Origin of the sequence: Sphingomonas sp. (assembly GCF_965248875.1) — a bacterium.
In the GTDB taxonomy this organism is placed as follows: domain Bacteria; phylum Pseudomonadota; class Alphaproteobacteria; order Sphingomonadales; family Sphingomonadaceae; genus Sphingomonas.
Genome location: NZ_CBDFKR010000011.1, coordinates 495,995 through 518,372, shown reverse-complemented (window position 1 = coordinate 518,372; position 22,378 = coordinate 495,995). Strand labels below are relative to the sequence as shown.

The following is a 22,378-nucleotide window of genomic DNA, read 5'->3' as shown; positions in this document are numbered from 1 at the left end:
GGGCGGGTTGAGCGCACGGTTGTCGCGAAGCGGTACAGTGCTTGCCGGACGCCGTCCTGCTAAGGGTGGCTGGTGTCCGAGTTCCGTCTGCTGCCGCATCCTGACATCCCTGCTGCACGCGTCAAGGCCGTCGCCGCGACGTTACGGCGGACGCAGGATGTGCTGACCCTTGCATATCGGGTGGAGGGGGCGGCGGCCGTGCGTTGGCCGACCCCCGCCGCCCCCGACCGCACCGAGGGGTTGTGGCGGACGACCTGTTTCGAGCTGTTCCTCCGGTTCGACGATGGTGAGCGTTATGTCGAGTTCAACTTCTCGCCGTCGACACAATGGGCGGCCTATGCGTTCGACGGCTATCGAGAGGGCATGGCGGACCTGCCGCTCGCCGTGCCGCCGCAGGTCGCGCCGACGTCCGACGGGGTAGCGGTGGCGCTCGACCTGACGGGACTGCCGCGCGGCGATATGGCGATGGCGCTGAGCGCGGTGATCGAGGAGGCCGGCGGGACCAAATCCTATTGGAGCCTGGCCCACCCGCCCGGCGCGCCCGATTTCCACCACGCGGCTTGCTTCGCGGCGCGGCTGCCGCCACCGGACGTGTCATGAAGTTCGGCATCGACCGGCTCCTCGCTGAGCCCGACCTCCGCAACCCGTTGGAGGGCAAGCGCGTGGCACTGCTGGCGCATCCCGCGTCGGTTACCGTGGACCTCACCCATTCGCTCGACGCGCTGGTCGCGGCGGGGGTGAAGATCACCGCGATGTTCGGGCCGCAGCACGGCGTGCGCGGCGACCTCCAGGACAATATGATGGAGTCGCCCGACTACACCGACCCGGTCTATGGTGTCCCGGTCTTCAGCCTGTATGGCGAGGTCAGGCGGCCGCGCGGGCATTGGATGGGCACGTTCGACGTGCTGCTGGTCGATCTGCAGGATGTCGGCTGCCGCATCTACACCTTCGTGACGACATTGCTCTACGTGCTGGAAGCGTGCGCCGAGCACGGCAAGGCCGTGTGGGTGCTCGACCGGCCCAACCCGACAGGGCGGCCGGTGGAGGGGACGACGCTGCTGTCCGGGTGGGAGAGCTTCGTCGGCGCAGGGCCGATGCCGATGCGGCACGGGCTGACGCTGGGCGAGATGGCGCGTTGGTTCGCAGCGCGCTTGGGGCTCGACGTCGATCTGTGCGTGATCGCGATGGATGGCTGGCGGCCTGACGAGGCGCCGGGGTTCGGCTGGCCGCCCGAGCGCGTGTGGATCAACCCGTCGCCCAACGCCGCCACCGTCAACATGGCGCGCGCCTATGCCGGGACGGTGATGCTGGAGGGCACCACGCTATCGGAAGGCAGGGGGACGACGCGGCCGCTGGAGCTGTTCGGCGCGCCCGATCTTGATGCGGGCGAGCTGTTGGCGGCGATGCGGCGGATCGCGCCGGACTGGCTGGCGGGATGCACGCTGCGGCCGATCTGGTTCCAGCCGACCTTCCACAAGCACGCAAGCGCGCTCTGCGCCGGGTTGTTCATCCACGCCGAGGGCGGCGGGTACAACCATGCCGCGTTTCGCCCGTGGCGGCTGCAGGCGGCGGCGTTCAAGGCGATCCGGACGCTGCGGCCGGATTATCCCCTGTGGCGCGATTTCGCTTACGAATATGAGTTCGGCAGGCTGGCGATCGACGTTATCAACGGCGGTCCGGGTCTGCGGACATGGGTTGACGATCCTGCAGCGGGGGCGGGCGATCTCGAGGCGCTGGCTGCGGCGGACGAGAGTGCCTGGTTCGAGGAGCGGAGAGGCGCGCTGCTGTACTGACGGTCATAGTTGCGGCCTCGCGTAGGCGCGCACTGCAGGCCGTTCAGTCCTTCTTCGTCTTCTTGGGCGGCTTTTTTGCAGACGGCTTTTTGTCCTCGCCCTTGAACGCGCCGGTCGCGGCGCCGACCAGCGCGGCGGCGCCGGCAACGAGGCCCGCGCCGATCGCCGCGGCAGTCTTCGGCCGCGCCTTGACCGCGTCGACCGCCTCCTCGGCCAGATCCTGCGCGCGCTCACCCAGACCTTTGGCGCGATCGCTCAGCGACGCACCCTTTTTCTCCTTTACGGCCTTAGGCGCGGGGCGTGCCTGATCCGCGTCGGGGACATGCGCGTGCTTCATCTTGGCGTTGGGAATGCTGGACATGAAGAACTCCGTTCCTTCCCATCACAACTCAAAGCCCATCCCGGATGTTCCTAGCGCTTGCGCGTCAGCTCGCGCATCGCATCGTCCAGGCCGTTGAGCGAGAGGGGGTACATGCGGTTGGTCATCAGTTCGCGGACGATCTTGACCGACTGCGAATAGCCCCATTGCTGTTCGGGCACCGGGTTGAGCCACACCGCGGCGGGGTAGGTGGTGGTGAGGCGGTGCATCCACACCGCGCCCGCTTCCTCGTTGAAATGTTCGACCGAGCCGCCCGGGTGGGTGATCTCATAGGGGCTCATGCTGGCGTCGCCGACCAGCACCAGCTTGTAGTCGTGCCCGTATTTGTGGAGCACGTCCCACAGCGGCGTTCGCTCGGTGAAGCGGCGGCGGTTATCCTTCCACACGCCCTCGTACGGGCAGTTGTGGAAGTAGAAGAACTCCAAGTTCTTGAACTCGCTTGTCGCCGCCGAAAACAGCTCCTCGCAGAGCTTGACAAAGGGATCCATCGACCCGCCGATGTCTAGGAAGAGCAGCAGCTTGACGGCGTTGTGTCGCTCCGGGCGCATGTGGATGTCGAGCCAGCCCTGCCTCGCAGTGCCCTCGATTGTTGCGTCGAGGTCAAGCTCGTCGGCCGCGCCCTCGCGCGCGAAGCGCCGCAGGCGGCGGAGCGCGATCTTGATATTGCGGGTACCCAGTTCGCGGGTGGAGTCGAGGTTCTTGAACGTGCGCTGGTCCCAGACCTTGAGCGCTCGCTTGTGCTTGCTCTCGCCGCCGATGCGGACGCCTTCCGGGTTGTAGCCGCTGTTGCCATAGGGCGAGGTGCCCCCGGTGCCGACCCATTTGTTGCCACCCTGATGCCGGCCCTGCTGTTCCTCAAGCCGCTTTTTAAGCGTCTCCATGATCTCGTCCCAAGAGCCCAGCGACTTGATCTCCTCCATCTCTTCGGGCGTCAGGAACTTCTCGGCGACCGCCTTCAGCCAGTCGGCGGGAATTTCCGATTCGGTTTGCCCGAAGGTGGTGGCGATGCCCCGAAAAACCTTAGCGAAGACCTGGTCGAAGCGGTCCAGCAGCCCCTCGTCCTTCACATAGGTCGCGCGCGCGAGGTAATAGAACTCCTCGGGCGTCCGCTCGATGACATCGCTTTCCAGCGCCTCCAGCAGGATCAGATGTTCCTTGAGGCTCGCCGGGATACCGGCGCCGCGCAGTTCGTCGAGGAAGTTGAGGAACAAGGGTGCGCTCCAGGCTTAACGCGGTGCTAACCAGGGGGCGGCTAGCGCGATCGTGAATGTCGGACCCCGCATCTAGCATGGCGATCGGCGCGGACGCGAGGGCGATCGACGACATGGCGCGCCAGTGCGGCGCAGTCGCGATCGGTGCGACCGAGGCGCACGGCCACATGACTCGCGTGTCCGAAACCATTCGCGATCAGCTGGCCAAGCTTGCGACCCTGCAGGAGGTGACAGAGCAGGTCTCGGCCGAGCAGGTGCAGACCGCCGCCTCCGTGCTCGACGCACGCGCGGTCGCCGACCAGTCCAGCGCCAATGTTCGTGCCGGCACTGCGATGATCGCCGACGCGATGGAGGATTTCGGCTCCTTGACCGGGCTGGTTGTCAGGCTGGGCGAGCACGTCCAGCGTTTTGCGATCGCCATGGAGGACGTTCGCCGCGTCACCGCCGATATTGATGTGCTGGCGCGGACGACCAACGTCCTGGCGCTGAACGCCACGATCGAGGCGGCCCGGGCCGGGGATACCGGGCGCGGCTTCGCCGTCGTCGCCGATGAGGTGAAGCGACTCGCGGCCTCCACCCGTATCGCCAATGACGCAATCGGCACGCGGATCGCCTCGCTGCATCAGGAGGCGAATGGAATTGCCGCCGACCTGGGCGCCGGCGTCGATCAGGCACGCGCGGCGCAGGACCGCTTCGGCGCGGTCGACGGCGTGTTGGGCGAAGTGTCGCGACTGGCGGAACTGGTGACGCAGCAGTCGCACGACATGGTTCGCTCGACCGGCCGGGTGCAGGCGGGCGTCACTCGCGTGCGCGACGGGCTGGACGGGTTCGTCCGCGACGCTCGCGCCAACGGCGAGCAGCTGGGGGAGGCCGAGCGTAACATCACCGAGCTGGAAGTGCTGTCGAACCGCATGTTCGACCGGTTGGTGGTCGGCGGCTTCGCGCGGGACGACCAGCGGTTCGTCGAGATCGCGATCGCCGGGCGCGACGCAGTGCAGGAGATCGTCGACGCGGCGATCGCGCGTGGCGAGATCGATCGCGCCAGCGTGTTCGACACCGCCTACCGGCTGATCCGCGGCTCGGACCCCGAGCGGTTCGACACACGATTCGCCGACTTCGCCGATGCGCAGGTCCGCGCAATCATCGACCAGGTCGCGAAATCCGACGCGCGGATCGAGGGATCGGTAATCTCCGACGTCAACGGCTATCTGCCGACGCATGTATCCGAGCGCTCGCTGCCGCCGCGGCCGGGAGACGCCGCCTGGAACGACATGCATTGCCGCAACCGGCGAATCTTCATGGATCCCGCAACGCAACGCGCAATCGATTCGACCGACTCGTTCAGCATGTCGGTGTACCAGCTGGAGCGATCGTCGCAGCGGACGATGGTCAAGAGCGTGTTCGTACCGCTGTTCTTTGACGGACGGCGATGGGGCAATTTCGAGATCGCTTACCGGGATGCCTGACCGATCCCGGGCGAAGAGATATCAGCGCCCGTAAGCGTCGATCAGCGCTCCAACATAATCGGGGCTGCGCCCCGTCAGCTCACTCGCCGCCGCCCCCCCCCCGTAGATGAAGCCGTCGACCGGATAGACCGAGTTCCCCAGTCCGTCCGAGTCGCGAAACCAGACACGGACCTCGCTCCAGTCGTTGCGAGGCGATACGTCGAACAATGTCACGTCCTGCTCGGCATGACCCCGCGCACCGTTAAAACGCGACCAGTTGGCGTGGGTCAACAGCACCACACGCGTCTCGACGACCCGGCTTACCACCGCGACATGACCGAGCGGCAACCGTTCGTTGCGGGCGAACACCACCACCGCGCCCGGCCGCGGCCGATGACCCCGGTCATAGCGGCCGTCAGCTTGATCCCACCAGGTCCAGGCATCACCGTAGATCTGGATGCCCGACGCCGCGCGGGCGAAGGGCACGCACTGGCCGACATAGTCCAGCAGCGACGCAGCCGCCGCCGGCGCCGCGATCGAGCCGGCGATCATCAAGGCTAGAGCGGGCAAAACGCTACGCATACCGATCATTTACCATGCTGCCAGATCACCCCTCTTACTGATCGCGGTAAAATAAAGATGAATGCGGGCCGGGTGCCGTTCCCCTGACCGCAAATGTAACTTGCTGAAGCGCGCAATTGGCGCAAGATTGGCTTACGTCTCCGGGGGTATGCGGAGGCCAACAGGGAGTCTCATATGTTCAACCACATCGCCGGGGCGGCCGTGTCCGCCGCGCTGCTCGCCACCGCCGCCGTCGTGCCGCTACCGACGCTGGCCATTGCCCATGCCGCACCCGCGCCTTCGCTTACGTGCAACGACGGCAAGGACCGCCGGGTACGGATGATCAACGCATCCGGCCAGACCATCCAGAACCTTTACGGCTCGAACGTCAATCGCCGCAGCTGGGAGGAGGATGTGCTGGGCGACCAGGTGCTCCGGCCCGGCGCGGCGATCACCATCAACTGGGATGACGGCAGCTGCGCCTGCGCGTTCGATTTCAAGGCTGTTTATTCGGGCGGTGACAGCAACGAACGGCGCGGCATCGATGTCTGCCGAATCACCGAGTACACCTTCGGCGAATAATCGTCGCACGTGGTGGGGGTGGAGGGCGACCGGCGATGGGAAACCGTCGGTCGCTCCTTTCGTCGATCCGGGGCCTCGCCCTTGCCTGATCCGCCATCCGGGTTCAGCTTGTCGATCCCTTTTCAAAGGGGTCCGGGAGTCAACAGGGAGTTCGTCGTTATGAAGCATCTGGTCGCGGCCGCCGCGTGTGCCGCCCTGCTATCCACCGCCGCCGTCGTGCCGCTGCCTACCCTCAATCAGGCGCATGCGACGCCGCCCAGCGGGTGCCGCGACGGCAAGGACCGCCGCGTGCGGATGATCAACGCCACGCGTTATACTATCGAGCGCCTGTTCGGGTCGAACACCAGCCGCCGCACCTGGGAAGAAGATGTGCTCGGCGAGCGCGTGCTGCGCCCGGGCGACGCGGTGATGGTCAATTGGGATGACGGCACCTGCGCGTGCATGTTCGATTTCAAGGCGAACTTCTCCGACGGCGACAACAGCATCAAGCACGGCGTCAACGTCTGCCGGATTTCGCGTTTCCGCTTCGTTGAGTAGCTGAAGGGCGGCAGGCTCCGGGGATCAGCCCCGGTTCGCCTGCCGCTTGGCCATGAAGGCGAGCCGCTCGAACAGCATCACGTCCTGCTCGTTCTTGAGCAGAGCGCCGTGGAGCGGTGGGATCGCCTTGGTGGGATCGCGGTTCTGGAGCACCTCTAGCGGCATGTCCTCGTGGAGCAGCAGCTTGAGCCAGTCGAGCAGCTCGCTGGTAGACGGCTTCTTCTTGAGGCCGGGCACCTCCCGCACGTCGTAGAAGATGTCCATCGCCTTGGCGACGAGCAGCCGCTGGATGCCCGGGAAGTGGACGTCGACGATCGCCTGCATCGTCTCGCGGTTGGGGAACTTGATGTAGTGGAAGAAGCAGCGGCGCAGGAAGGCGTCGGGTAGCTCCTTCTCGTTGTTGCTGGTGATGACCACGATCGGGCGCTCGGCCGCGCGCACCGTCTCCTTCGTCTCGTAGACGTGGAACTCCATCCGATCGAGTTCCTGCAACAAGTCGTTGGGAAACTCGATATCGGCCTTGTCGATCTCGTCGATCAGCAGCACCGGCGCGGCGGGGCGGGTGAACGCCTCCCACAGCTTGCCGCGACGGATGTAGTTGGAAATGTCGTGGACGCGCTCGTCGCCGAGCTGGCCGTCGCGCAGCCGGGCGACCGCGTCATATTCGTACAATCCCTGCTGCGCCTTGGTGGTTGACTTGACGTTCCACTCGATCAGCTCGGCGCCGACCGCCTTGGCGATCTCGTGCGCCAGCACGGTCTTGCCGGTACCGGGCTCGCCCTTGACCAGCAGCGGCCTGCGGAGCGCTACGGCGGCGTTGACCGCGACCTTCAGGTCGTCGGTCGCGACATAATCCTGCGTACCTTCGAAGCGCTTCATCTCGGCCTACCCGTTTGGATCAACGGGGACGCGCTTGGCCTAAGGGGTTGCCGGGTGCAACCCGTTGAATGCCCGGTTCACTGGCTGCGGGCGCTGCTGCGCGCTTCGAGCAGGCTCCACAATCCGCGATGCTGGGCGAGCAGCTGTTGTGCGCCGAACGCGGCGGCGCGCTCCGGGACCCGGGCGAGCACCGCATCGACGGGCGGCAGCATCGTCGCCGGCAAGGTGATGCCGAACCGCTCGGCCGCCCGGGCGAGAACGGCGCGCACCGGCTGCCAGTCGCCGACCAGCGCAGCGGCGGCGCCAAGCGCGACGCCCACACGCTCGGACCGGGCAAGCATCTCCATCGCGTGCCGCTCGGCGGTGAGTGCCGCGGATGTCTCCGCCTGGCCGGGCGTCGAGGGCAGCGGTCCCGCCGCCGCGACCAGCTGCGCGAGTACGGCACGCTCCGCGGTAAAGCCTGCGGCCGCCTCCGCTAGCCATGAATGTGCGTCCCCCGTGTCGCCCAGTGCCGCGGCGACGGCGAGCAGATCCGGATGGTGCCCGTGCACCGTGCACAGCGCGTGGATTGCATCGCCGAGGTCGCGGGCAGGGGCACGCGGCGCTGCTAGGGCGGCGGCATAGGCATGCGCGGCGGTGCCGTCGGCAGCGAGCAGCCGGCGCAGCGTTGCCCCTGCACCGCCGTCGGATGATAGTGCATGAGCGTGCGACATCGGCTCGGTGCTTCCTCACGGAGATGCCGATCTGGTCCGGCAGCATCCCTGTCCGCCCGCTATCTATACCGAAGCGCGTAAAGACGCGGTTGACCCCGGCTTAACCGTCGCGCAACCCGCGCGGCGAGCCCGGTGGAGAGAATGGATGCGCGCATGGCTGATCGGGATGGGAGTGGCGGGATCGGCGCTGGTCGGGCTGGGGAGCGTCGCCGTGGCGTCTGACGCGCCCGCGCAATCCCAAGTGCATCCGGGCGACCTGACGCTGGCGCGCGTGTTCGGCAGTCCGGACCTGTCCGGCCAGCAGCCGCAGTCGCTCAAGCTCTCTCCCGACGGCACGCTGCTCACCTCCGTCCGTCCGCGCGCCGACGAGCGCAACCGCTATGACCTGTGGGCGCTCGACACCCGTACCGGGCAGGAGCGGATGCTGGTCGATTCGAAGCGGGTCGGCAGCGGCGCGGAGTTGTCCGAGGCCGAGAAGATGCAGCGCGAGCGTGATCGTTCGCTGACCGGCAAGGTTGGAGTGGTGAGCTATAGCTGGGCGCCCGACAGCCGCTCGCTGCTGGTGCCGCTCGACGGTGAGCTGTACCTGGCGACGCTCGACGGGCGGGCGCGACGGCTGGCGGGGACGCGCGATGCGCTTAACCCGGCGGTCTCCCCTCGCGGCGGATCGATCAGCTTCGTCCGCGGCCAGAACCTGTGGGTGCAGCCGCTCGCCGGCGGCGCGGCGCGGCAGGTCACAGCCAGCGGCGCGGGCACGATACATTGGGGCGAGGCCGAGTTCGTCGCCCAAGAGGAGATGGACCGCCGCACCGGCTATTGGTGGTCGCCCGACGACAGCTACATCGCGGTGGAGCGCTTCGACGAAGCGTCCGTCCACACCTCGATCCGCGCGTCGATCGGCGCGTCGGGGACGCGGACCTATGAACAGCGCTATCCATCGGCGGGCACCCCCAACGTGATGGTCGAGCTGTGGGTGATGCGCCCCGACGGCTCGGGTCAGGTCAAGGTCGACCTCGGTCCCAACCCCGACATCTACCTCGCGCGCGTCGACTGGACGCGCGATGGCCGGCATCTGATGGTTCAGCGCGAGAGCCGCGACCAGAAGACGCTCGACATGCTGGAGGTCGATCCCGCCACCGGCCATGCGATCGTGCTGTTCACCGAACGCAGCGGCGCGCGAAGCTGGCTCAATCTTTCCGACAGCTACCACTTCATGCGTGACGGCAGCCTGATCTGGCGGTCGGAGCGCGACGGCTTCGGTCATCTCTATCGCTTCGCCGACGGCCGTTGGACGCAGCTGACGCATGGATCGTGGGTGGTGACGGCGCTGGTCGGGGTCGATGAGGCGCATGGGCGGCTGTACCTGACCGGCAACAAGGACGATATGCTGGAGCAGCACCTCTATTCGCTCGACCTTGCTCATCCGGGCACGCTGACGCGGCTTACCGAGCCGGGCTGGTGGAACGCGGCGGCGATGGATCGTGCGGCGACGCGGCTGATCGTGACGCGCTCCAATCCCGCACAGCCGCCCCAGGTCTATCTTGCCGATACCGGCGGGCATCGCCTGTCGTGGGTCAACGAGAATGCCGTGCGCGCCGGGCATCCCTATTTTCCCTTCGTGCAGAGCCACCAGGCGACGCGGTTCGGGACCATCCCGGCCGCCGACGGCTCGACGCTCTATTGGGAGATGATCACGCCGCCACTGGAGCCCGGCCGGCGCTATCCCGTGTTCTTCGAACATTATGGCGGCCCCGGTACCGGTCAGCAGGTGACCCGCGGCTGGCAGGGGGCGTTGCCGCAATATCTGGTCGATCAGGGCTGGATCTATTTCAAGATCGACAATCGCGGCTCGTACAACCGCGGCAAGGCGTTCGAGGACCAGATCTACCACGCGATGGGCACCGTGGAGGTCGCCGATCAGCTGGCGGGCGCGACCTATCTGAAGACGTTACCCTTCGTCGACGGGCGGCGGATCGCGACCTATGGTTGGTCTTATGGCGGCTATATGTCGTTGAAGATGCTTGAGAAGACACCCGGCGTCTATGCTGCGGCGGTGGCGGGGGCGCCGGTCACCGACTGGCAGCTCTACGACACCCATTATACCGAGCGCTATCTGGGCGACCCGGGGCACGACCCGCACAGCTATGCCGGGTCGAGTGCGGTGGTCGAAGCCAACCATATCCGCGATCCGCTGCTGCTCCTGCACGGCATGGCCGATGACAACGTCTTCCTGACCAACTCAACGCTGGTCGCGGCCGAGATGCAGAAGACGCGGACGCCGTTCGAGATGATGTTCTATCCGGGCTATACTCACCGCGTCGGCGGCGAGGGTGTCAGCGAGCATCTGTGGGGCACCATCCTGGCGTTCCTTGACCGCAACGTGAAGAACCGGCCAGCCGCGCCGGCGGAGAACAGATGATGGGCTATCGGGTCGCCATCGCCGGCGCGACGGGGAGTGTGGGACGCGAGATGGTCAACATCCTCGCGGAACGCGAATTTCCGGCCGACGAGATCGCCGTGCTGGCTTCCGCCCGTTCGCAGGGTGACGAGATCGAGTTCGGTGAGACCGGGCGGATGCTCAAGGTCCGCAACATCGAGCATTTCGATCCCGCCGGCTGGGATATGGCGCTGTTCGCGATCGGCTCCGCCGCGACCAAGCAGTACGCGCCGGCCTTCGCGCAGGCCGGGTGCACGGTGATCGACAATTCGTCGCTCTATCGCATGGACCCCGACGTGCCGCTGATCGTGCCGGAGGTGAACCCCGAGGCGATCTCGGGCTATACGCGCCGCAACATCATCGCCAACCCGAACTGCTCGACCGCGCAGATGGTCGTGGCGCTGAAGCCGCTCCACGACCGCGCCCGGATCAAGCGGGTGGTGGTCGCCACCTATCAGTCGGTGTCGGGCGCGGGGAAGGAGGGGATGGACGAGCTGTTCAGCCAGTCGCGCGACATCTTCGTCGGCGACCAGCCAACGCCCGCCAAGTTCACCAAGCAGATCGCCTTCAACGTCATTCCGCACATCGACAGCTTCCTCGACGACGGTTCGACCAAGGAGGAGTGGAAGATGGTGGTAGAGACCAAGAAGATCCTCGATCCGAAGATCAAGGTGCACGCCACATGCGTCCGCGTGCCCGTGTTTGTGGGGCATTCCGAAGCGATCAATATCGAGTTCGAGGAGGAGATTTCGGCGGCGGAGGCGCAGGCGATCCTGCGTGAGGCGCCGGGCGTCATGCTGGTTGATAAGCGTGAGGACGGCGGCTACGTCACCCCGATCGAGTGCGTCGGTGAGTTTGCGACGTATGTGAGCCGCGTGCGCGAGGACCCGACCGTCGAGAACGGCCTGTCTCTTTGGTGCGTTAGCGACAACCTCCGCAAGGGTGCGGCGCTGAATGCAGTGCAGATCGCGGAGCTGCTTGGACGGCGGCATTTGCAGAAGGCGGCTTGAAGGTGTGCAGGCGATCACCGAACGTGCGAAAGTGCCTGGTGTTGTTCGCCGGCATCAGGTTCCTCTCTAAGGTCAAGGCATCCGACATGTCCGATCTGGGCCGCCCGCTATGACAATCACCGGCCGCTGCCGCTGCGGGGCTTGTAACTATGCGATCGACGTGCCGGCGCTGCCGCCGGTTTATGCCTGCCATTGCCACATCTGCCAACGCGCAAGCGGGAGCGCGTTCAGCGTCCAAGCGCTGGTGCGTGAGGAGCAGCTGACCGTCACCGGGCCGGTGATCGTGCGCGAGATCGTGACGCAGGACAGTTCCGGGCCACGTACCTCCGCTCAGCGCTTCTGCGGCGAGTGCCTGGCGCGGATCTACAACACCAACACGCGTCGGCCGGGGATTGTGGTGGTGCGGGCGGGGACGCTCGAACGGTCGGAAGAACTGGCGTGCCGGGCGCACATCTTCACCAACTACAAGCAAACGTGGGTGACGCTGGACCCCGCCGTGCCGCAATGGGGCGAGGCTGCCCCGCCGGATGCGTTCGTGGCCGCGCTGCTCGCCTAATGCCCCATCGCGTCGGCGGCCGATGTCGCCGGCGCTCCGCCCAGCTTTGGGCGGCGCAATACCAGCACCAGCGGGATGGCGCAGGCGGTCAGCGCCATCATCACCGCGAAATCGTTGAGATAGGCGATCATCGCCGCCTGCTGATTGACGATGCCGTTCGCCACGGCGAGCACCTGATCGGTGGTGGTGCCGGTAATCGCCGCGACGATCGGATCGCTTCCGGTGACACCGAGGTCGGGCAAACGTGCGCCCAGCTCCTCATGATTGCGCTGGATGCCCGCCCCGAGCAAGGCGGTGACAACGGAGATGCCGACCGACGCGCCGATATTGCGCGACAGGTTCATCAGACTCGATCCCTCCGTCCGCGACCGTTGCGACAAGGTGGCGAACGCCATGATGTTCAGCGGGATGAAGACCAGGCCCAGCCCGAGCCCTTGGACGAAGCCGACGATGACGAACTCGCGTGCGCCCATCTGCAGCGTCCATCCGGTCATCTGCCACAGCGTGATGGTGGCGATCACGAGGCCTACCGCAACCATGATGCGCGGGTCCGTGCCGCGCGCGATCAGGCGGCCCGCGACCCACATCGTCACGACGATGCCGACGCCGCGCGGCACCAGCAACAGGCCGGTATCCATCACCGGGTAACCGAATAGGTTTTGCAACATCGGCGGCAACAGCGCCATGCTGGCCATCATGATGACGCCGACGACCAGCATGAAGAACAACCCGGTTACGAGGTTGCGATTGGCGAACAGCGCACGATCGAACATCGGCTCGCGCGCAGTCACCAGATGCGCGCCGAACATCCACGCGGCGCTGACCGCGACCGCCAGCTCGATCCAGATTTCGGTCGAATGAAACCAGTCGGCGTTGGTGCCGCGGTCGAGCATCACCTGCAGGGCGGAGATCGCCAGCGCCAGCATGGAAAAGCCGAACAGGTCAAACCGTCGTCGCGCCAGCGGACGCGAGGGCAGCAACCACCAGAGCACCGCAAAGCAGGCGACGCCGATCGGTACGTTGACATAAAAACACCAGCGCCACTCGTAATTCTCGGTCAGCCAGCCGCCGATCACGGGCCCCAGGATCGGGCCGACCATGACACCCATCCCCCATACCGCCATCGCGCTCGCCTGTTTTGACGGCGGGCTGATGTCCATCATCACCGTCTGGCTGAGCGGGTTCATGAAGGCGGCGGCGACGCCCTGAAGAACGCGAAACGCCACCATTTCGGGCAGGTTGGTTGCGAGCCCGCACAGCATCGACGCCGCAACGAAGCCGGCGATGCTGGTCAGAAACAGCTTGCGGCTGCCGATCGCGTCCGCCAGCCAGCCAGTGAGCGGGATCGCGACGGCTGACGCCACGATGTAACTGGTCAGCACCCAGGTGATAGAGTCATCGGTCGCACCCAGATCGGGCTTGATGTGAGGCAGCGCGACATTGGCGATCGTCGAGTCGAGGATCTGCATGATTGTCGCCGCCATGACGCCGATCGTCAGCAGGGCACGGTTGGAGGTTTGCAGCAGAGGCAGGTCTGCAACGGGCAAGCTCTTCAGCTCAGTGGACGCCACGCACGTCCACCCGCACCTTGGCTGACTGTCCAGCGATCATCTGGCGCGGCGAGTCCTCGTCGATCGCGATCCGGACTGGGATGCGCTGCGTAACCTTGACCCAGTTGCCCGTCGCGTTCTGCGCCGGCAGCACCGAGAACTCGGAGCCGGTACCGGCGCCGATCGATTGAACATGGCCGCGCAGCCGTAAGCCCGGATAGGCGTCGAACGTCAGCTCTGCAGCCTGGCCGACCCGCATCTTGTTGAGGTCGGTTTCCTTGAAATTGGCCTCTATCCACGAGCGGCCGTTGGCGACGATGGTGACGGCGGGCAGACCAGTGATCATCATGTTGCCCACCTGAAGCCGTCCTGCCTGACTGATCGTCCCCGCGACCGGCGCGCGTACCGCAGTGCGGCCGAGGTCGAGGCTGGCGCGGCTGCGCTGGACCTCGGCAGCGGCGATGGCCGGGTTCTCGCCTGGCGCGGCGGCCCCGAAAGCCAGCTTGGATCGCGCCTCTTCGGCTGCGGACTGCGCGTTGGCGAGCTGCGCGCGCGCCTGGCTCAACGCCAGTTCCGCCTGCTGCAATCGCGCACGTGTGGTGAAGCCCTGACCCAGCAGCGCCTGCTGACGGCCATAATCCTGCTGCGCATTGGCGACCGCGGCGCGTGCGCCCTGAATGTCGGCGGCCGTCCCGGCGTAGCTGGCGCGCAGCGAGGTGAGCTGGACCTGTGCATTGGCGATCGCTGCGTTCGCCTGGTCGACCGCGATCCGATAGGGTGCGGGATCAATGCGGAACAGCAGATCGCCAGAGGCGACGTGCTGATTTTCCTGCACCGCCACTTCGACGATGCGTCCGGCGACATCGGAGGATACGGACACCTTGTCCTGCCGCACATAGGCGTTGTCGGTCGACACGAACTGGCCGCCGGTCAGCCAGAACCAGGCGCCGATCGCGGCGATCACGAGCGGCACTACCAGGATCAGCCCGGTGCGCAGCCAGCGGCGGGGTGGCTTTGCGGTGACCGGCGTATCCACCGCCATGGCCGGCATCCGCTGCGGGTCGGCATCAGCCATGGGCGACACGGTCCTTGGTATCGGGCGCGGACAGGTTCGCGCGAAGTTGGTCGAGGGACTGGGTAAGCAACGTCCGACCGGCCAAATCGAGCCCGCCGAGCGCATCGGCGAGCACGGCGTCGCCGATCGCGCGGAGCTGATCGAGCAACGGTCGTGACCGATCGGTCAGATAAATGTTCCATGCCCGCCGGTCGGCCGGGTCGCGGCGGCGCTCGACATGGCCCGCCTCCGCGAGGCGGTCGATCATCCGGCACAGCGTGATCGGCTCCACCTCCAGCATATCGGCCAGCGCACCCTGGTTCGCGCCTTCATGCCGCGACAGCAGCGTCAAGACCCGCCACTGCGCACGGGTGACGCCGATCGCGCGCGCGCGCTCGTCGAACCTGCGGCGGAGCAACCGCGCGACGTCGCTCAACAGGAAGCCGATGCCGTCGGTCATACACCGCATATAGTAAGGATGCTTAGCAATGAAAGGGTTGCGCCGATCGCGGCGAGCGGAAACAACGTCGTGGTGGACGCGCAGCTCTTTTTCTCGTTTCGCAGCCCATACAGCTATCTGGCGCTGGTCAGGTGGCGCGCGGTGCTGCGCGAATTGACGCTGAAGCTCGATGCGCGGCCAGTCTATCCACTGGCGATCCGGCAGCCGGATTTCTTCGAACGAAATCATCCGAACTGGCTGCGCTACACCAGGCTGGACGTACTGCGCCTCGCTGCCTTTCACGGCATCGCGATGGGACGGCCGGACCCAGACCCGATCATACAGGACTTGGCAACGCGGTCGATCGCGGCGGAGCAGCCGCAGATCTTCCGGCTGGTAAGGATGGGCCAGGCCGCGGCGCGGCAGGGTGCCGGCTTCGCCTTTGCTGACGCGGTCATGCCGTTGATTTGGGACGGCGAGGGCAGCTGGACAGCGGCGGGGCGACTGGAACAGGCGGTCACGGCCGCCGGGCTCGATTGGACGATGCTGGCGGCGGCGGCCGAGTCCGAAGCCCAGATCTTAGATGAAGAGGTCGCGGCGAACCAGGCGGCGCTGGAGGCGGCGGGGCATTGGGGCGTGCCCACGCTCGTCTTCGCCGGCGAGCCGTTCTTCGGCCAGGACAGGATCGAGTTGGCGTTATGGCGGATGCGACAGGCGGGGCTGCAGCGGCGGGAGGCGGTATGATCCTAGCCGGCGGCTGCCAATGCGGGCGCATCCGCTACCGGGTCGAGGTCGACGAACTCGACGCCTATCTCTGCCATTGCCGGATGTGCCAGCGCGCCACCGGCGGCTTCGCGGCGGCGCTGAAGCAGGTGAAGCGCGGGGCGATCACCTGGGCGCGCGAGCCGGACCGATACCGCTCGTCGCCAATTGCGCAGCGGGGCTTCTGCGCCGCGTGCGGGACGCCGCTGACCTATGAGGGCGACGGGTCGGAGGGACTGGACCTGACCGTCGGCAGCTTCGATGAGGCCGGGCGGTTGACGCCGGTAGAGCATAGCGGCGTGGAGAGTATTCACGAGGCGTGGCTGCATACCGCCAGCCTGCCGCGCAGCCGCACCGACGCAAACCCACGAATTGTGCAGAAGTGGAAGGATGCCGGTGCCGACCTCCCCGATTGAGCCGCATTTCTTCGCTGGCTGGGACGGTGCGCGGCTTGCGTGGCGCGAGCTGGGCGAGGGGCGACCCGCGGTCCTGCTCCACGGCTTCTTCTCCGACGCCTGGACCAACTGGATCCGCTACGGCCATGCCGCAGCGCTCGTGGCCGAGGGCTTCCGCGTCATAATGCCCGACCTGCGCGCGCACGGGTCGAGCGACAAGCCGCGCGATCCGGCCGCTTATCCGCCCGATGCGCTGACCCGAGATGGGCATGCGCTCGTCGCGCATCTCGGGCTCGGCGAGTACGACCTGGTCGGCTATTCGCTCGGCGCGCGCACCGCGTCGCGGATGCTGGCCACCGGCGCGGCCCCGCGCCGCGTCGTGTTCTCGGGGATGGGACTGGAGGGGCTGACCGACACCGGGCGGCGCGCCGGGCATTTCCGGAACATTCTGATCAATCTCGGCCTGCACGAACGCGGGAGCGGGGCGTGGATGGCCGAGCAGTTTCTGCGGACGACAGGTGGCGATGCGCAAGCGCTGCTGGGCGTGATCGACACCTTCGCCGACACGCCGGACGCCGTGATCCGCACCTTTGACCTGCCGGTGGGCGTGGTCTGCGGCGCGGAGGATCAGGACAACGGCTCGGCGGCCGCGCTGGCCGAGGCGTTGCCGCAGGGACGCTATATCGAGGTGCCCGGCGGGCACATGAGCGCGGTCGTCAAACCCGAGCTGGGACAGGCGATCGCCGCGTTCTTGGCCGCTTGACCGGGGCGGAGCGGGGCCGCACTCTGGCGGGTATATCGTCGCTCCCGAGGTGCCCATGCTCCGACTGACCGCCTCCTGCGCCGCGCTGGCGCTGATGCTCGCCGTAGCCGCGCCATCGCCGACCGCGCTCCCAGCAGCGGCGGCGCGCCCGACGGCGGTGGAGGCCGACGCCTTTGTCGCGGAGGCGGAGCGGACCTTCGCGGCGCGGGCAACCGACTGGAACCGCGCAGCCTGGGTCAACGCGACCTTCATCACCGACGACACCGACGCGCTTGCCGCGCGGGCGGCGGCGGATCAGACCGAGCTGCAGGTCCGCTATGCGCTGGGCGCGGCGCGGTTCAACAGCGTCCCAGGCCTGTCGGCAGACACGCGCCGCAAGCTCGACCTGATGCGCAATGGCATCACCCTGCCGGCGCCGACCCGCGATGGCGCGGCGACCGAACTGGCGACGATATCAACCCGCATGTCGTCGGCCTATGGGCGCGGGCAGGGCACACTCGACGGGCGGCCAGTCAACGGCTCGGACATCGAGGCGGCGATGGGGACGGTGCGCGACCCGGCGCGGCTGCAGGAGATGTGGACGAGCTGGCACGACCATGTCGGTGCACCGATGCGGACCGATTACCAGCGCATGGCGGCAATCGCCAACGAGGGCGCACGCCAGCTCGGCTACGCCGATACTGGCGCGCTATGGCGGTCGGGCTATGACATGTCGCCCGACCAGTTTGCGGCCGAGGTTGATCGCATCTGGCTGCAGGTCGAGCCGCTGTACAAGGCGCTCCACACCTATGTCCGCTGGAAGCTCAATCAGAAATACGGCGACGCGGTCCAGCCCGCGGCCGGCCCGATCCGCGCCGACCTGCTTGGCAACATGTGGGCGCAGGAATGGGGCAACATTTATGACATCGTCGCGCCGCCCGGCGCGGGCGACGTCGGCTACGATACCGAGGCGCTGCTGCGAGCGCAGAATTACGACGCGGTGCGGATGGTGCGGCAGGGGGAGGCGTTCTATTCGTCGCTGGGCTTCGCGCCGCTGCCGCAGACCTTCTGGCAACGCTCGCAATTCGTGAAGCCCGCCGATCGCGACGTGATCTGCCATGCGTCGGCCTGGGATATCGACAACGCCAACGACATCCGCGTCAAGATGTGCATCAAGGTCAACGGCGACGACTTCGTCACGGTGCATCACGAACTGGGGCACAACTACTATCAGCGCGCCTATATGGGCCAGTCCAACCTGTATCAGAATGGCGCTAACGACGGGTTCCACGAGGCAATCGGCGACTTCGTGGCGCTGTCGATCACGCCCGATTACTTGGTGCGGATCGGGCTGCTCGACCGGGCGCACGTGCCGGCGGCGGACAAGGACATCGGCCTATTGCTACGCCAGGCGATGGACAAGGTCGCGTTCCTGCCGTTCGGGTTGCTGGTCGACAAATGGCGCTGGGGCGTCTTTTCCGGGCAGATCACGCCGGATCACTATCAATCGGCATGGGATGCGCTGCGGCTCCGCTATCAGGGTGTGCGGCCGCCGGTCGCGCGCGACGAGACGCGGTTCGATCCGGGCGCGAAATATCATATCCCGGCATCGACGCCTTATGCGCGCTATTTCTTGGCGCGGGTGCTGCAGTTCCAGTTCTACAAGGCGGCGTGCCAGCAGGCGGGGTGGACGGGGCCGCTCCACCGCTGCTCGTTCTATGGCAACCGCGCGGTTGGACAGCGGCTGAACGCGATGCTCAGCATGGGCCAGTCGCGGCCCTGGCCCGACGCGCTCCAGACCTTCACCGGCAGCCGTGAGATGTCGGGCGCGGCGCTGGTCGAATATTTCGCGCCGTTGAAGGCGTGGCTGGACCAGCAGAACCGGGGGCATGCGACCGGGTGGTAGGTCTGGCCACGGCTGGCGAAGGGTCGACGCGCGATCGACTGATCGATGCCGCTTTCCGAGCGGTGACACAGGACGGGCTGGAGCGGCGAGCGTCAAGGCAACCACCGACCCGGCCTTTCCAGTCGCCCAAACTGCGACGTCGCCGGAGCGCGCGATCGTCGAGGCGATCGTGGTCGATTTGCGACCATAGCCAACAGGGTTACGGGTTGGTCGACCAATCAACGGAGCGGTAGTCGTGCACATTGTGATGACCGGGGCGACAAGCGGGATCGGGCGGGAGGCCGCCTTGCGGCTGGCGGCGATGCCGGACGTGCGACTGACGATCGGCGCGCGCTCGCCGGACGCTGTTCCACCGTTGCTCGCCGACAAGGCGACGGTGTTACCGCTTGATCTTGCCGATCTCGACAGTGCGCGCGCCTTTGCCGACGAGCTGGCCGGACCGGTCGATGCATTGATCGGCAATGCGGGCATTCAACTGACGCGGCCGATGCAGAGCGTGCAAGGATACGAACTGACCTTCGCCACCAACCACTTGGCGCACTACCTGCTGCTCCGCTTGCTGGAGCCGGTGCTGGCGCCTGACGCGCGGGTGGTGCTGACCGCTAGCGGCGTCCACGATCCGGCAATGAAGACCGGCATGCCCGCTCCCCGTCATGCACGCGCCGAATGGCTGGCGCATCCCGAACGCGATTTGCAGCGCGATCCGTCGCCGGGGACTGCGGGGCGGCGGGCCTATGCGTCGTCCAAACTGTGCAACCTGATGACGGTGCTGGAGGCGGCCAGGCGGTGGGCCGATCGGCCGGGTCTGAGCCTGATGGCGTTCGATCCGGGCTTCGTGCCTGGCACCGGGCTGGCGCGCGCCTATCCTGCGCCGCTCGCGTGGATGTTCAGACGCGTGCTGCCGCTGGTGGTGCGGGGCAGGGGCGTCAGCCGAGCCCCGATTTCGGGAGCGGCCCTGGCGGCGCTGGCGACCGCGCCGCAATATGGGAGCGGACGCGGGGTTTATTGGTCGATGGACAACCGCGTGCCGATCGACCGCACGCCCTCTTCGCTCGCGCAGGATCGAGCCGCCGCAGCAGCGCTGTGGGACGACAGCGCCACCATGGTCGGGCTGGCGGCCTAGCGCTTGTTCGGTACCGTCCCCTCGTCCGCGATCCCTGCTCGGAACGAGGCTGAGGAGTCGCTCCCGTCCGCCTGATGCGCGCCGCCGGAATGGACGGTCTGCGGGTGCATCTTCTCCTTGTCGCCGCTGCCGGAAACGTCGATCGGTTTCCTCGCCGTGCCGAGGCCCTTGCCGCTCGACCCGCGCAGCGTCAGCACCGCGGCGGCGGTCGCGCCGGCCGCGGCGACGCCCGCGAGTGCTGCGGCCGCCCATTTGCCGCCGACCCGGTCGGTCGCCTTCGCCAGCGTCGACTTGCTGTTGGCGGAGCGGCCGCCCGACGCCGTTGTCGACGATTTCTTGTCGGCGTTGGTGCGCGTTTTCCGGTTGCCGCCGCCCCCATCGGACGCCGCGGCTGCGCGCGTCGTCCGGGCCGGGGTCGGGGTCGCGCGCTTCGTCGAACGGGGCTTTACCGCGCGCACCACGCGCTGTTCCGCGTCGACGACGGCGTCCCGGGCGCTGGTCGCGGCGCGGGTCACCGCACCCTCGGCCCGCGCCACGACGCTGCGGGCAGACGAGCGGCCCGGCTTGGGCGTTGCGGCGCCGTCAGCCTTGGGCTTGCGGATCGCTGCCTTGCGCGGGGCGGCGCGGCGGCGCGGAGTGGGCGGCGTGTCGCCGGCGGGGGCGCCGGGCGTATCGGGGGTGTCGTCGGCCATTCAAAGCTTCCCTGTCTAAATCGGTACGGCTGCGTAACGCGCAGCGAGCGGTTGGTTTCCGCGATCAGCGGAAAGGCGGCTCGTCGAACGCGCGCAGCTTGCGTGAATGAAGGCGGTCGCCCTCGCGGCGAAGTTGTTCGCAGGTCTCGATGCCGATCCGCATATGCTCGCTGATCGCGCGTTCGTAGAAGCGGTTGGCCTGACCGGGGAGCTTCAGTTCGCCGTGGAGCGGCTTGTCCGACACGCAGAGCAAAGTGCCGTAGGGCACACGGAAGCGGTAGCCTTGGGCGGCGATGGTGGCGGATTCCATGTCGACGCCGACCGCGCGGCTCAATGAGAAGCGCAGCGCCGAACGGCTGTAGCGCAGCTCCCAGTTGCGGTCGTCGGTAGTGACGATGGTGCCGGTTCGCAGCCGGCGTTTCAGGTCCTCGCCCGACTGGCCGGACACAATCTCGGCGGCGCGGGCGAGTGCGACCTGCACTTCTGCGATCGCAGGCACGGGGATCTCGGGCGGGAGCACGTCGTCCATGATGTGATCGTCGCGAAGGTAAGCGTGGGCGAGGACATAGTCGCCGATCCGCTGCGACGGGCGTAGGCCGCCGCAATGGCCGATCATCAGCCACGCCTCCGGCCGCATCACGGCGAGGTGGTCGCAGATCGTCTTCGCGTTCGACGGCCCGACGCCGATATTGACCAGGGTTATGCCGGTGCCGTCCGCCGCCATCAGGTGATAGGCGGGCATCTGATGCCGCCGCCACGCGCTGTCGGAGATGATGTTCTCGACGTCCTCGGGCCGATCGATCAGCACGCCGCCCGCACCCGACAGCGCGGTGAAGCGGCTGGGGCTCCCATCGGGATTCGGGGCGAGTTGCGACGCGCCCCAGCGGACGAACTCGTCGACATAGCGATGATAATTGGTGAACAGCACGAAGCGCTGCGTGTGCTCGGACGGCGTGCCGGTGTAGTGGCGGAGCCGCGCGAGGCTGAAGTCGGTTCGCAGCGCGTCGAACAGCGCCAGCGGCCGCGTGGCGTCCTGCGGAATCCACAGGCCATCTGCAACTTCGTCGCCGATCTGCTGCAGCTCGGTGGCGGGGAACCAGCGCGCCAATTCCGCGGCAGACACCGCGTCCAGGCTGAGCGCGTGGCCGGGGTCGAGCACATAGGGAAAGGGGATTTCCTGGCGGCCGGGCGCGGCCTCCACCTCGACGCCGTAATCCTCGATCAGGAAGGTCAACTGTTCGGTCAGATAATCGGCGAACAACGCGGGCTTGGTGACGCTGATCCGGTAGTCGCCGGGCGTTACGAGGCGGCCGAACGACCGCAGCGGCGTCATCGATCCGTGCGGCCGATCATCGTCGCCGCGATAGCGGACGCGTATCTCGGGGTAGGCGAACAGCCCTTCGCGCCGGGCTTGCGGATCGGGGCGAGTGCCGTCGGCGAGATAAGCGGTAAGCGCGTATTGGAGGCGCTCGACGGCGGCGCGATACAGCTGGTCCAGCTCGGCGACGATCTGCGATGCGGTTGTCATCGGAAGCCGCTACGCGTGTCGACAATCAGGGGCAAGCCGGGGACAACACCGCCGGCATGTTGTCCATGTTGTCCGCTAGACCAC

23 protein-coding genes are annotated in these 22,378 nt (G+C 67.1%); 13 read left to right on the top strand and 10 right to left on the bottom strand.

All coding sequences use genetic code 11. From position 1 onward, the window contains the following. The first annotated feature begins 72 nt into the window (after window positions 1–72). Entirely contained in the window at window positions 73–600 is a 528-nt protein-coding gene (locus ACP2AD_RS09410) for a DOMON-like domain-containing protein (RefSeq protein WP_425229810.1), read from the top strand. Continuing rightward, window positions 597–1,793 (top strand): exo-beta-N-acetylmuramidase NamZ family protein, encoded by a 1,197-nt coding sequence (locus tag ACP2AD_RS09405; protein WP_425229809.1) that lies wholly within the window; start codon window positions 597–599, stop codon window positions 1,791–1,793. Before ACP2AD_RS09410 ends, ACP2AD_RS09405 begins: the two co-directional genes overlap by 4 nt. A gap of 43 nt (window positions 1,794–1,836) precedes the next feature. Here the strand turns inward: ACP2AD_RS09405 and ACP2AD_RS09400 are convergent, their stop codons facing one another. Both ACP2AD_RS09400 and ACP2AD_RS09395 read right to left on the bottom strand, forming a co-directional pair. Next, window positions 1,837–2,154, bottom strand: coding sequence for a hypothetical protein (locus tag ACP2AD_RS09400; RefSeq protein ID WP_425229808.1), 318 nt, complete (start codon window positions 2,152–2,154; stop codon window positions 1,837–1,839). Between the two features lie 50 nt (window positions 2,155–2,204). Further along, entirely contained in the window at window positions 2,205–3,383 is a 1,179-nt protein-coding gene (locus ACP2AD_RS09395; protein ID WP_425229807.1) for a vWA domain-containing protein, read from the bottom strand. Window positions 3,384–3,460: 77 nt separating this feature from the next. Between ACP2AD_RS09395 and ACP2AD_RS09390 the strand changes: the two genes are divergently transcribed. Further along, entirely contained in the window at window positions 3,461–4,849 is a 1,389-nt protein-coding gene (locus tag ACP2AD_RS09390) for a methyl-accepting chemotaxis protein (RefSeq protein ID WP_425229806.1), read from the top strand. 21 nt (window positions 4,850–4,870) lie between these two features. Here the strand turns inward: ACP2AD_RS09390 and ACP2AD_RS09385 are convergent, their stop codons facing one another. Further along, window positions 4,871–5,410, bottom strand: coding sequence for a CHAP domain-containing protein (locus ACP2AD_RS09385; protein WP_425229805.1), 540 nt, complete (start codon window positions 5,408–5,410; stop codon window positions 4,871–4,873). A gap of 201 nt (window positions 5,411–5,611) precedes the next feature. On the opposite strand from ACP2AD_RS09385, the gene ACP2AD_RS09380 reads away from it, so the two are divergent. Both ACP2AD_RS09380 and ACP2AD_RS09375 read left to right on the top strand, forming a co-directional pair. Next, window positions 5,612–5,971, top strand: a complete 360-nt coding sequence (locus ACP2AD_RS09380) for a hypothetical protein (RefSeq protein WP_425229804.1) — start codon at window positions 5,612–5,614, stop codon at window positions 5,969–5,971. Window positions 5,972–6,130: 159 nt separating this feature from the next. Next, on the top strand, window positions 6,131–6,508 hold the full coding sequence (locus tag ACP2AD_RS09375; protein WP_425229803.1) for a hypothetical protein: 378 nt from the start codon (window positions 6,131–6,133) through the stop codon (window positions 6,506–6,508). Between the two features lie 24 nt (window positions 6,509–6,532). Here the strand turns inward: ACP2AD_RS09375 and ACP2AD_RS09370 are convergent, their stop codons facing one another. Together ACP2AD_RS09370 and ACP2AD_RS09365 are read right to left on the bottom strand one after the other, a co-directional pair. Continuing rightward, a complete protein-coding gene (locus ACP2AD_RS09370; RefSeq protein ID WP_425229802.1) occupies window positions 6,533–7,387 on the bottom strand; it encodes an AAA family ATPase in 855 nt (284 codons plus the stop codon). Between the two features lie 77 nt (window positions 7,388–7,464). Further along, window positions 7,465–8,100, bottom strand: a complete 636-nt coding sequence (locus tag ACP2AD_RS09365) for a DUF6975 family protein (RefSeq protein ID WP_425229801.1) — start codon at window positions 8,098–8,100, stop codon at window positions 7,465–7,467. A 145-nt stretch (window positions 8,101–8,245) separates the two neighbouring features. On the opposite strand from ACP2AD_RS09365, the gene ACP2AD_RS09360 reads away from it, so the two are divergent. The 3 genes from ACP2AD_RS09360 to ACP2AD_RS09350 all read left to right on the top strand — a co-directional run bounded on the left by ACP2AD_RS09360 (window position 8,246) and on the right by ACP2AD_RS09350 (window position 12,103). Next, window positions 8,246–10,519, top strand: a complete 2,274-nt coding sequence (locus ACP2AD_RS09360; RefSeq protein WP_425229800.1) for a DPP IV N-terminal domain-containing protein — start codon at window positions 8,246–8,248, stop codon at window positions 10,517–10,519. Next, on the top strand, window positions 10,519–11,547 hold the full coding sequence (locus ACP2AD_RS09355; RefSeq protein WP_425229799.1) for an aspartate-semialdehyde dehydrogenase: 1,029 nt from the start codon (window positions 10,519–10,521) through the stop codon (window positions 11,545–11,547). Before ACP2AD_RS09360 ends, ACP2AD_RS09355 begins: the two co-directional genes overlap by 1 nt. A 109-nt stretch (window positions 11,548–11,656) precedes the next feature. Next, the gene (locus tag ACP2AD_RS09350) at window positions 11,657–12,103 is read left to right on the top strand and encodes a GFA family protein (protein WP_425229798.1); all 447 of its coding nucleotides are present in this window, start codon (window positions 11,657–11,659) and stop codon (window positions 12,101–12,103) included. Here the strand turns inward: ACP2AD_RS09350 and ACP2AD_RS09345 are convergent. The 3 genes from ACP2AD_RS09345 to ACP2AD_RS09335 are packed head-to-tail and all read right to left on the bottom strand — an operon-like array spanning window position 12,100 to window position 15,167. Continuing rightward, window positions 12,100–13,674, bottom strand: coding sequence for a DHA2 family efflux MFS transporter permease subunit (locus ACP2AD_RS09345; RefSeq protein ID WP_425229797.1), 1,575 nt, complete (start codon window positions 13,672–13,674; stop codon window positions 12,100–12,102). The two genes, ACP2AD_RS09350 and ACP2AD_RS09345, sit on opposite strands and share 4 nt — an antisense overlap. Continuing rightward, the gene (locus tag ACP2AD_RS09340; RefSeq protein WP_425229796.1) at window positions 13,661–14,728 is read right to left on the bottom strand and encodes an HlyD family secretion protein; all 1,068 of its coding nucleotides are present in this window, start codon (window positions 14,726–14,728) and stop codon (window positions 13,661–13,663) included. Before ACP2AD_RS09340 ends, ACP2AD_RS09345 begins: the two co-directional genes overlap by 14 nt. Then, the gene (locus ACP2AD_RS09335) at window positions 14,721–15,167 is read right to left on the bottom strand and encodes a MarR family winged helix-turn-helix transcriptional regulator (protein WP_425229795.1); all 447 of its coding nucleotides are present in this window, start codon (window positions 15,165–15,167) and stop codon (window positions 14,721–14,723) included. Before ACP2AD_RS09335 ends, ACP2AD_RS09340 begins: the two co-directional genes overlap by 8 nt. Before the next feature lie 18 nt (window positions 15,168–15,185). Between ACP2AD_RS09335 and ACP2AD_RS09330 the strand changes: the two genes are divergently transcribed. The 5 genes from ACP2AD_RS09330 (at window position 15,186) to ACP2AD_RS09310 (ending at window position 20,074) form a co-directional block, all read left to right on the top strand. After that, entirely contained in the window at window positions 15,186–15,890 is a 705-nt protein-coding gene (locus ACP2AD_RS09330) for a 2-hydroxychromene-2-carboxylate isomerase (RefSeq protein ID WP_425229794.1), read from the top strand. Then, complete coding sequence (locus ACP2AD_RS09325) at window positions 15,887–16,324, top strand: GFA family protein (RefSeq protein ID WP_425229793.1); 438 nt, start codon at window positions 15,887–15,889, stop codon at window positions 16,322–16,324. Before ACP2AD_RS09330 ends, ACP2AD_RS09325 begins: the two co-directional genes overlap by 4 nt. Further along, window positions 16,305–17,066, top strand: coding sequence for an alpha/beta fold hydrolase (locus ACP2AD_RS09320; protein WP_425229792.1), 762 nt, complete (start codon window positions 16,305–16,307; stop codon window positions 17,064–17,066). Before ACP2AD_RS09325 ends, ACP2AD_RS09320 begins: the two co-directional genes overlap by 20 nt. Window positions 17,067–17,121: 55 nt before the next feature. Continuing rightward, entirely contained in the window at window positions 17,122–18,951 is a 1,830-nt protein-coding gene (locus ACP2AD_RS09315; RefSeq protein WP_425229791.1) for a M2 family metallopeptidase, read from the top strand. 235 nt (window positions 18,952–19,186) lie between these two features. Continuing rightward, complete coding sequence (locus ACP2AD_RS09310) at window positions 19,187–20,074, top strand: SDR family NAD(P)-dependent oxidoreductase (RefSeq protein WP_425229790.1); 888 nt, start codon at window positions 19,187–19,189, stop codon at window positions 20,072–20,074. On the opposite strand, the gene ACP2AD_RS09305 is transcribed toward ACP2AD_RS09310, so the two are convergent. Together ACP2AD_RS09305 and ACP2AD_RS09300 are read right to left on the bottom strand one after the other, a co-directional pair. Then, on the bottom strand, window positions 20,071–20,766 hold the full coding sequence (locus ACP2AD_RS09305; RefSeq protein ID WP_425229789.1) for a hypothetical protein: 696 nt from the start codon (window positions 20,764–20,766) through the stop codon (window positions 20,071–20,073). The two genes, ACP2AD_RS09310 and ACP2AD_RS09305, sit on opposite strands and share 4 nt — an antisense overlap. Before the next feature lie 64 nt (window positions 20,767–20,830). Continuing rightward, window positions 20,831–22,294, bottom strand: coding sequence for an AMP nucleosidase (locus ACP2AD_RS09300; protein ID WP_425229788.1), 1,464 nt, complete (start codon window positions 22,292–22,294; stop codon window positions 20,831–20,833). Window positions 22,295–22,378: the final 84 nt, after the last annotated feature.

Excerpts from the sequence above, each read along its gene's own strand:
- ACP2AD_RS09405 (WP_425229809.1), top strand. The coding sequence starts at position 597 with ATGAAGTTCGGCATCGACCGGCTCCTCGCTGAGCCCGACCTCCGCAAC.
- ACP2AD_RS09370 (WP_425229802.1), bottom strand. The coding sequence starts at position 7,387 with ATGAAGCGCTTCGAAGGTACGCAGGATTATGTCGCGACCGACGACCTG.
- ACP2AD_RS09315 (WP_425229791.1), top strand. The coding sequence starts at position 17,122 with ATGCTCCGACTGACCGCCTCCTGCGCCGCGCTGGCGCTGATGCTCGCC.
- ACP2AD_RS09375 (WP_425229803.1), top strand. The coding sequence starts at position 6,131 with ATGAAGCATCTGGTCGCGGCCGCCGCGTGTGCCGCCCTGCTATCCACC.
- ACP2AD_RS09325 (WP_425229793.1), top strand. The coding sequence starts at position 15,887 with ATGATCCTAGCCGGCGGCTGCCAATGCGGGCGCATCCGCTACCGGGTC.
- ACP2AD_RS09365 (WP_425229801.1), bottom strand. The coding sequence starts at position 8,100 with ATGTCGCACGCTCATGCACTATCATCCGACGGCGGTGCAGGGGCAACG.
- ACP2AD_RS09300 (WP_425229788.1), bottom strand. The coding sequence starts at position 22,294 with ATGACAACCGCATCGCAGATCGTCGCCGAGCTGGACCAGCTGTATCGC.
- ACP2AD_RS09350 (WP_425229798.1), top strand. The coding sequence starts at position 11,657 with ATGACAATCACCGGCCGCTGCCGCTGCGGGGCTTGTAACTATGCGATC.
- ACP2AD_RS09340 (WP_425229796.1), bottom strand. The coding sequence starts at position 14,728 with ATGGCTGATGCCGACCCGCAGCGGATGCCGGCCATGGCGGTGGATACG.
- ACP2AD_RS09385 (WP_425229805.1), bottom strand. The coding sequence starts at position 5,410 with ATGCGTAGCGTTTTGCCCGCTCTAGCCTTGATGATCGCCGGCTCGATC.
- ACP2AD_RS09330 (WP_425229794.1), top strand. The coding sequence starts at position 15,186 with ATGCTTAGCAATGAAAGGGTTGCGCCGATCGCGGCGAGCGGAAACAAC.
- ACP2AD_RS09305 (WP_425229789.1), bottom strand. The coding sequence starts at position 20,766 with ATGGCCGACGACACCCCCGATACGCCCGGCGCCCCCGCCGGCGACACG.
- ACP2AD_RS09400 (WP_425229808.1), bottom strand. The coding sequence starts at position 2,154 with ATGTCCAGCATTCCCAACGCCAAGATGAAGCACGCGCATGTCCCCGAC.
- ACP2AD_RS09360 (WP_425229800.1), top strand. The coding sequence starts at position 8,246 with ATGCGCGCATGGCTGATCGGGATGGGAGTGGCGGGATCGGCGCTGGTC.
- ACP2AD_RS09355 (WP_425229799.1), top strand. The coding sequence starts at position 10,519 with ATGGGCTATCGGGTCGCCATCGCCGGCGCGACGGGGAGTGTGGGACGC.
- ACP2AD_RS09390 (WP_425229806.1), top strand. The coding sequence starts at position 3,461 with ATGGCGATCGGCGCGGACGCGAGGGCGATCGACGACATGGCGCGCCAG.
- ACP2AD_RS09335 (WP_425229795.1), bottom strand. The coding sequence starts at position 15,167 with ATGACCGACGGCATCGGCTTCCTGTTGAGCGACGTCGCGCGGTTGCTC.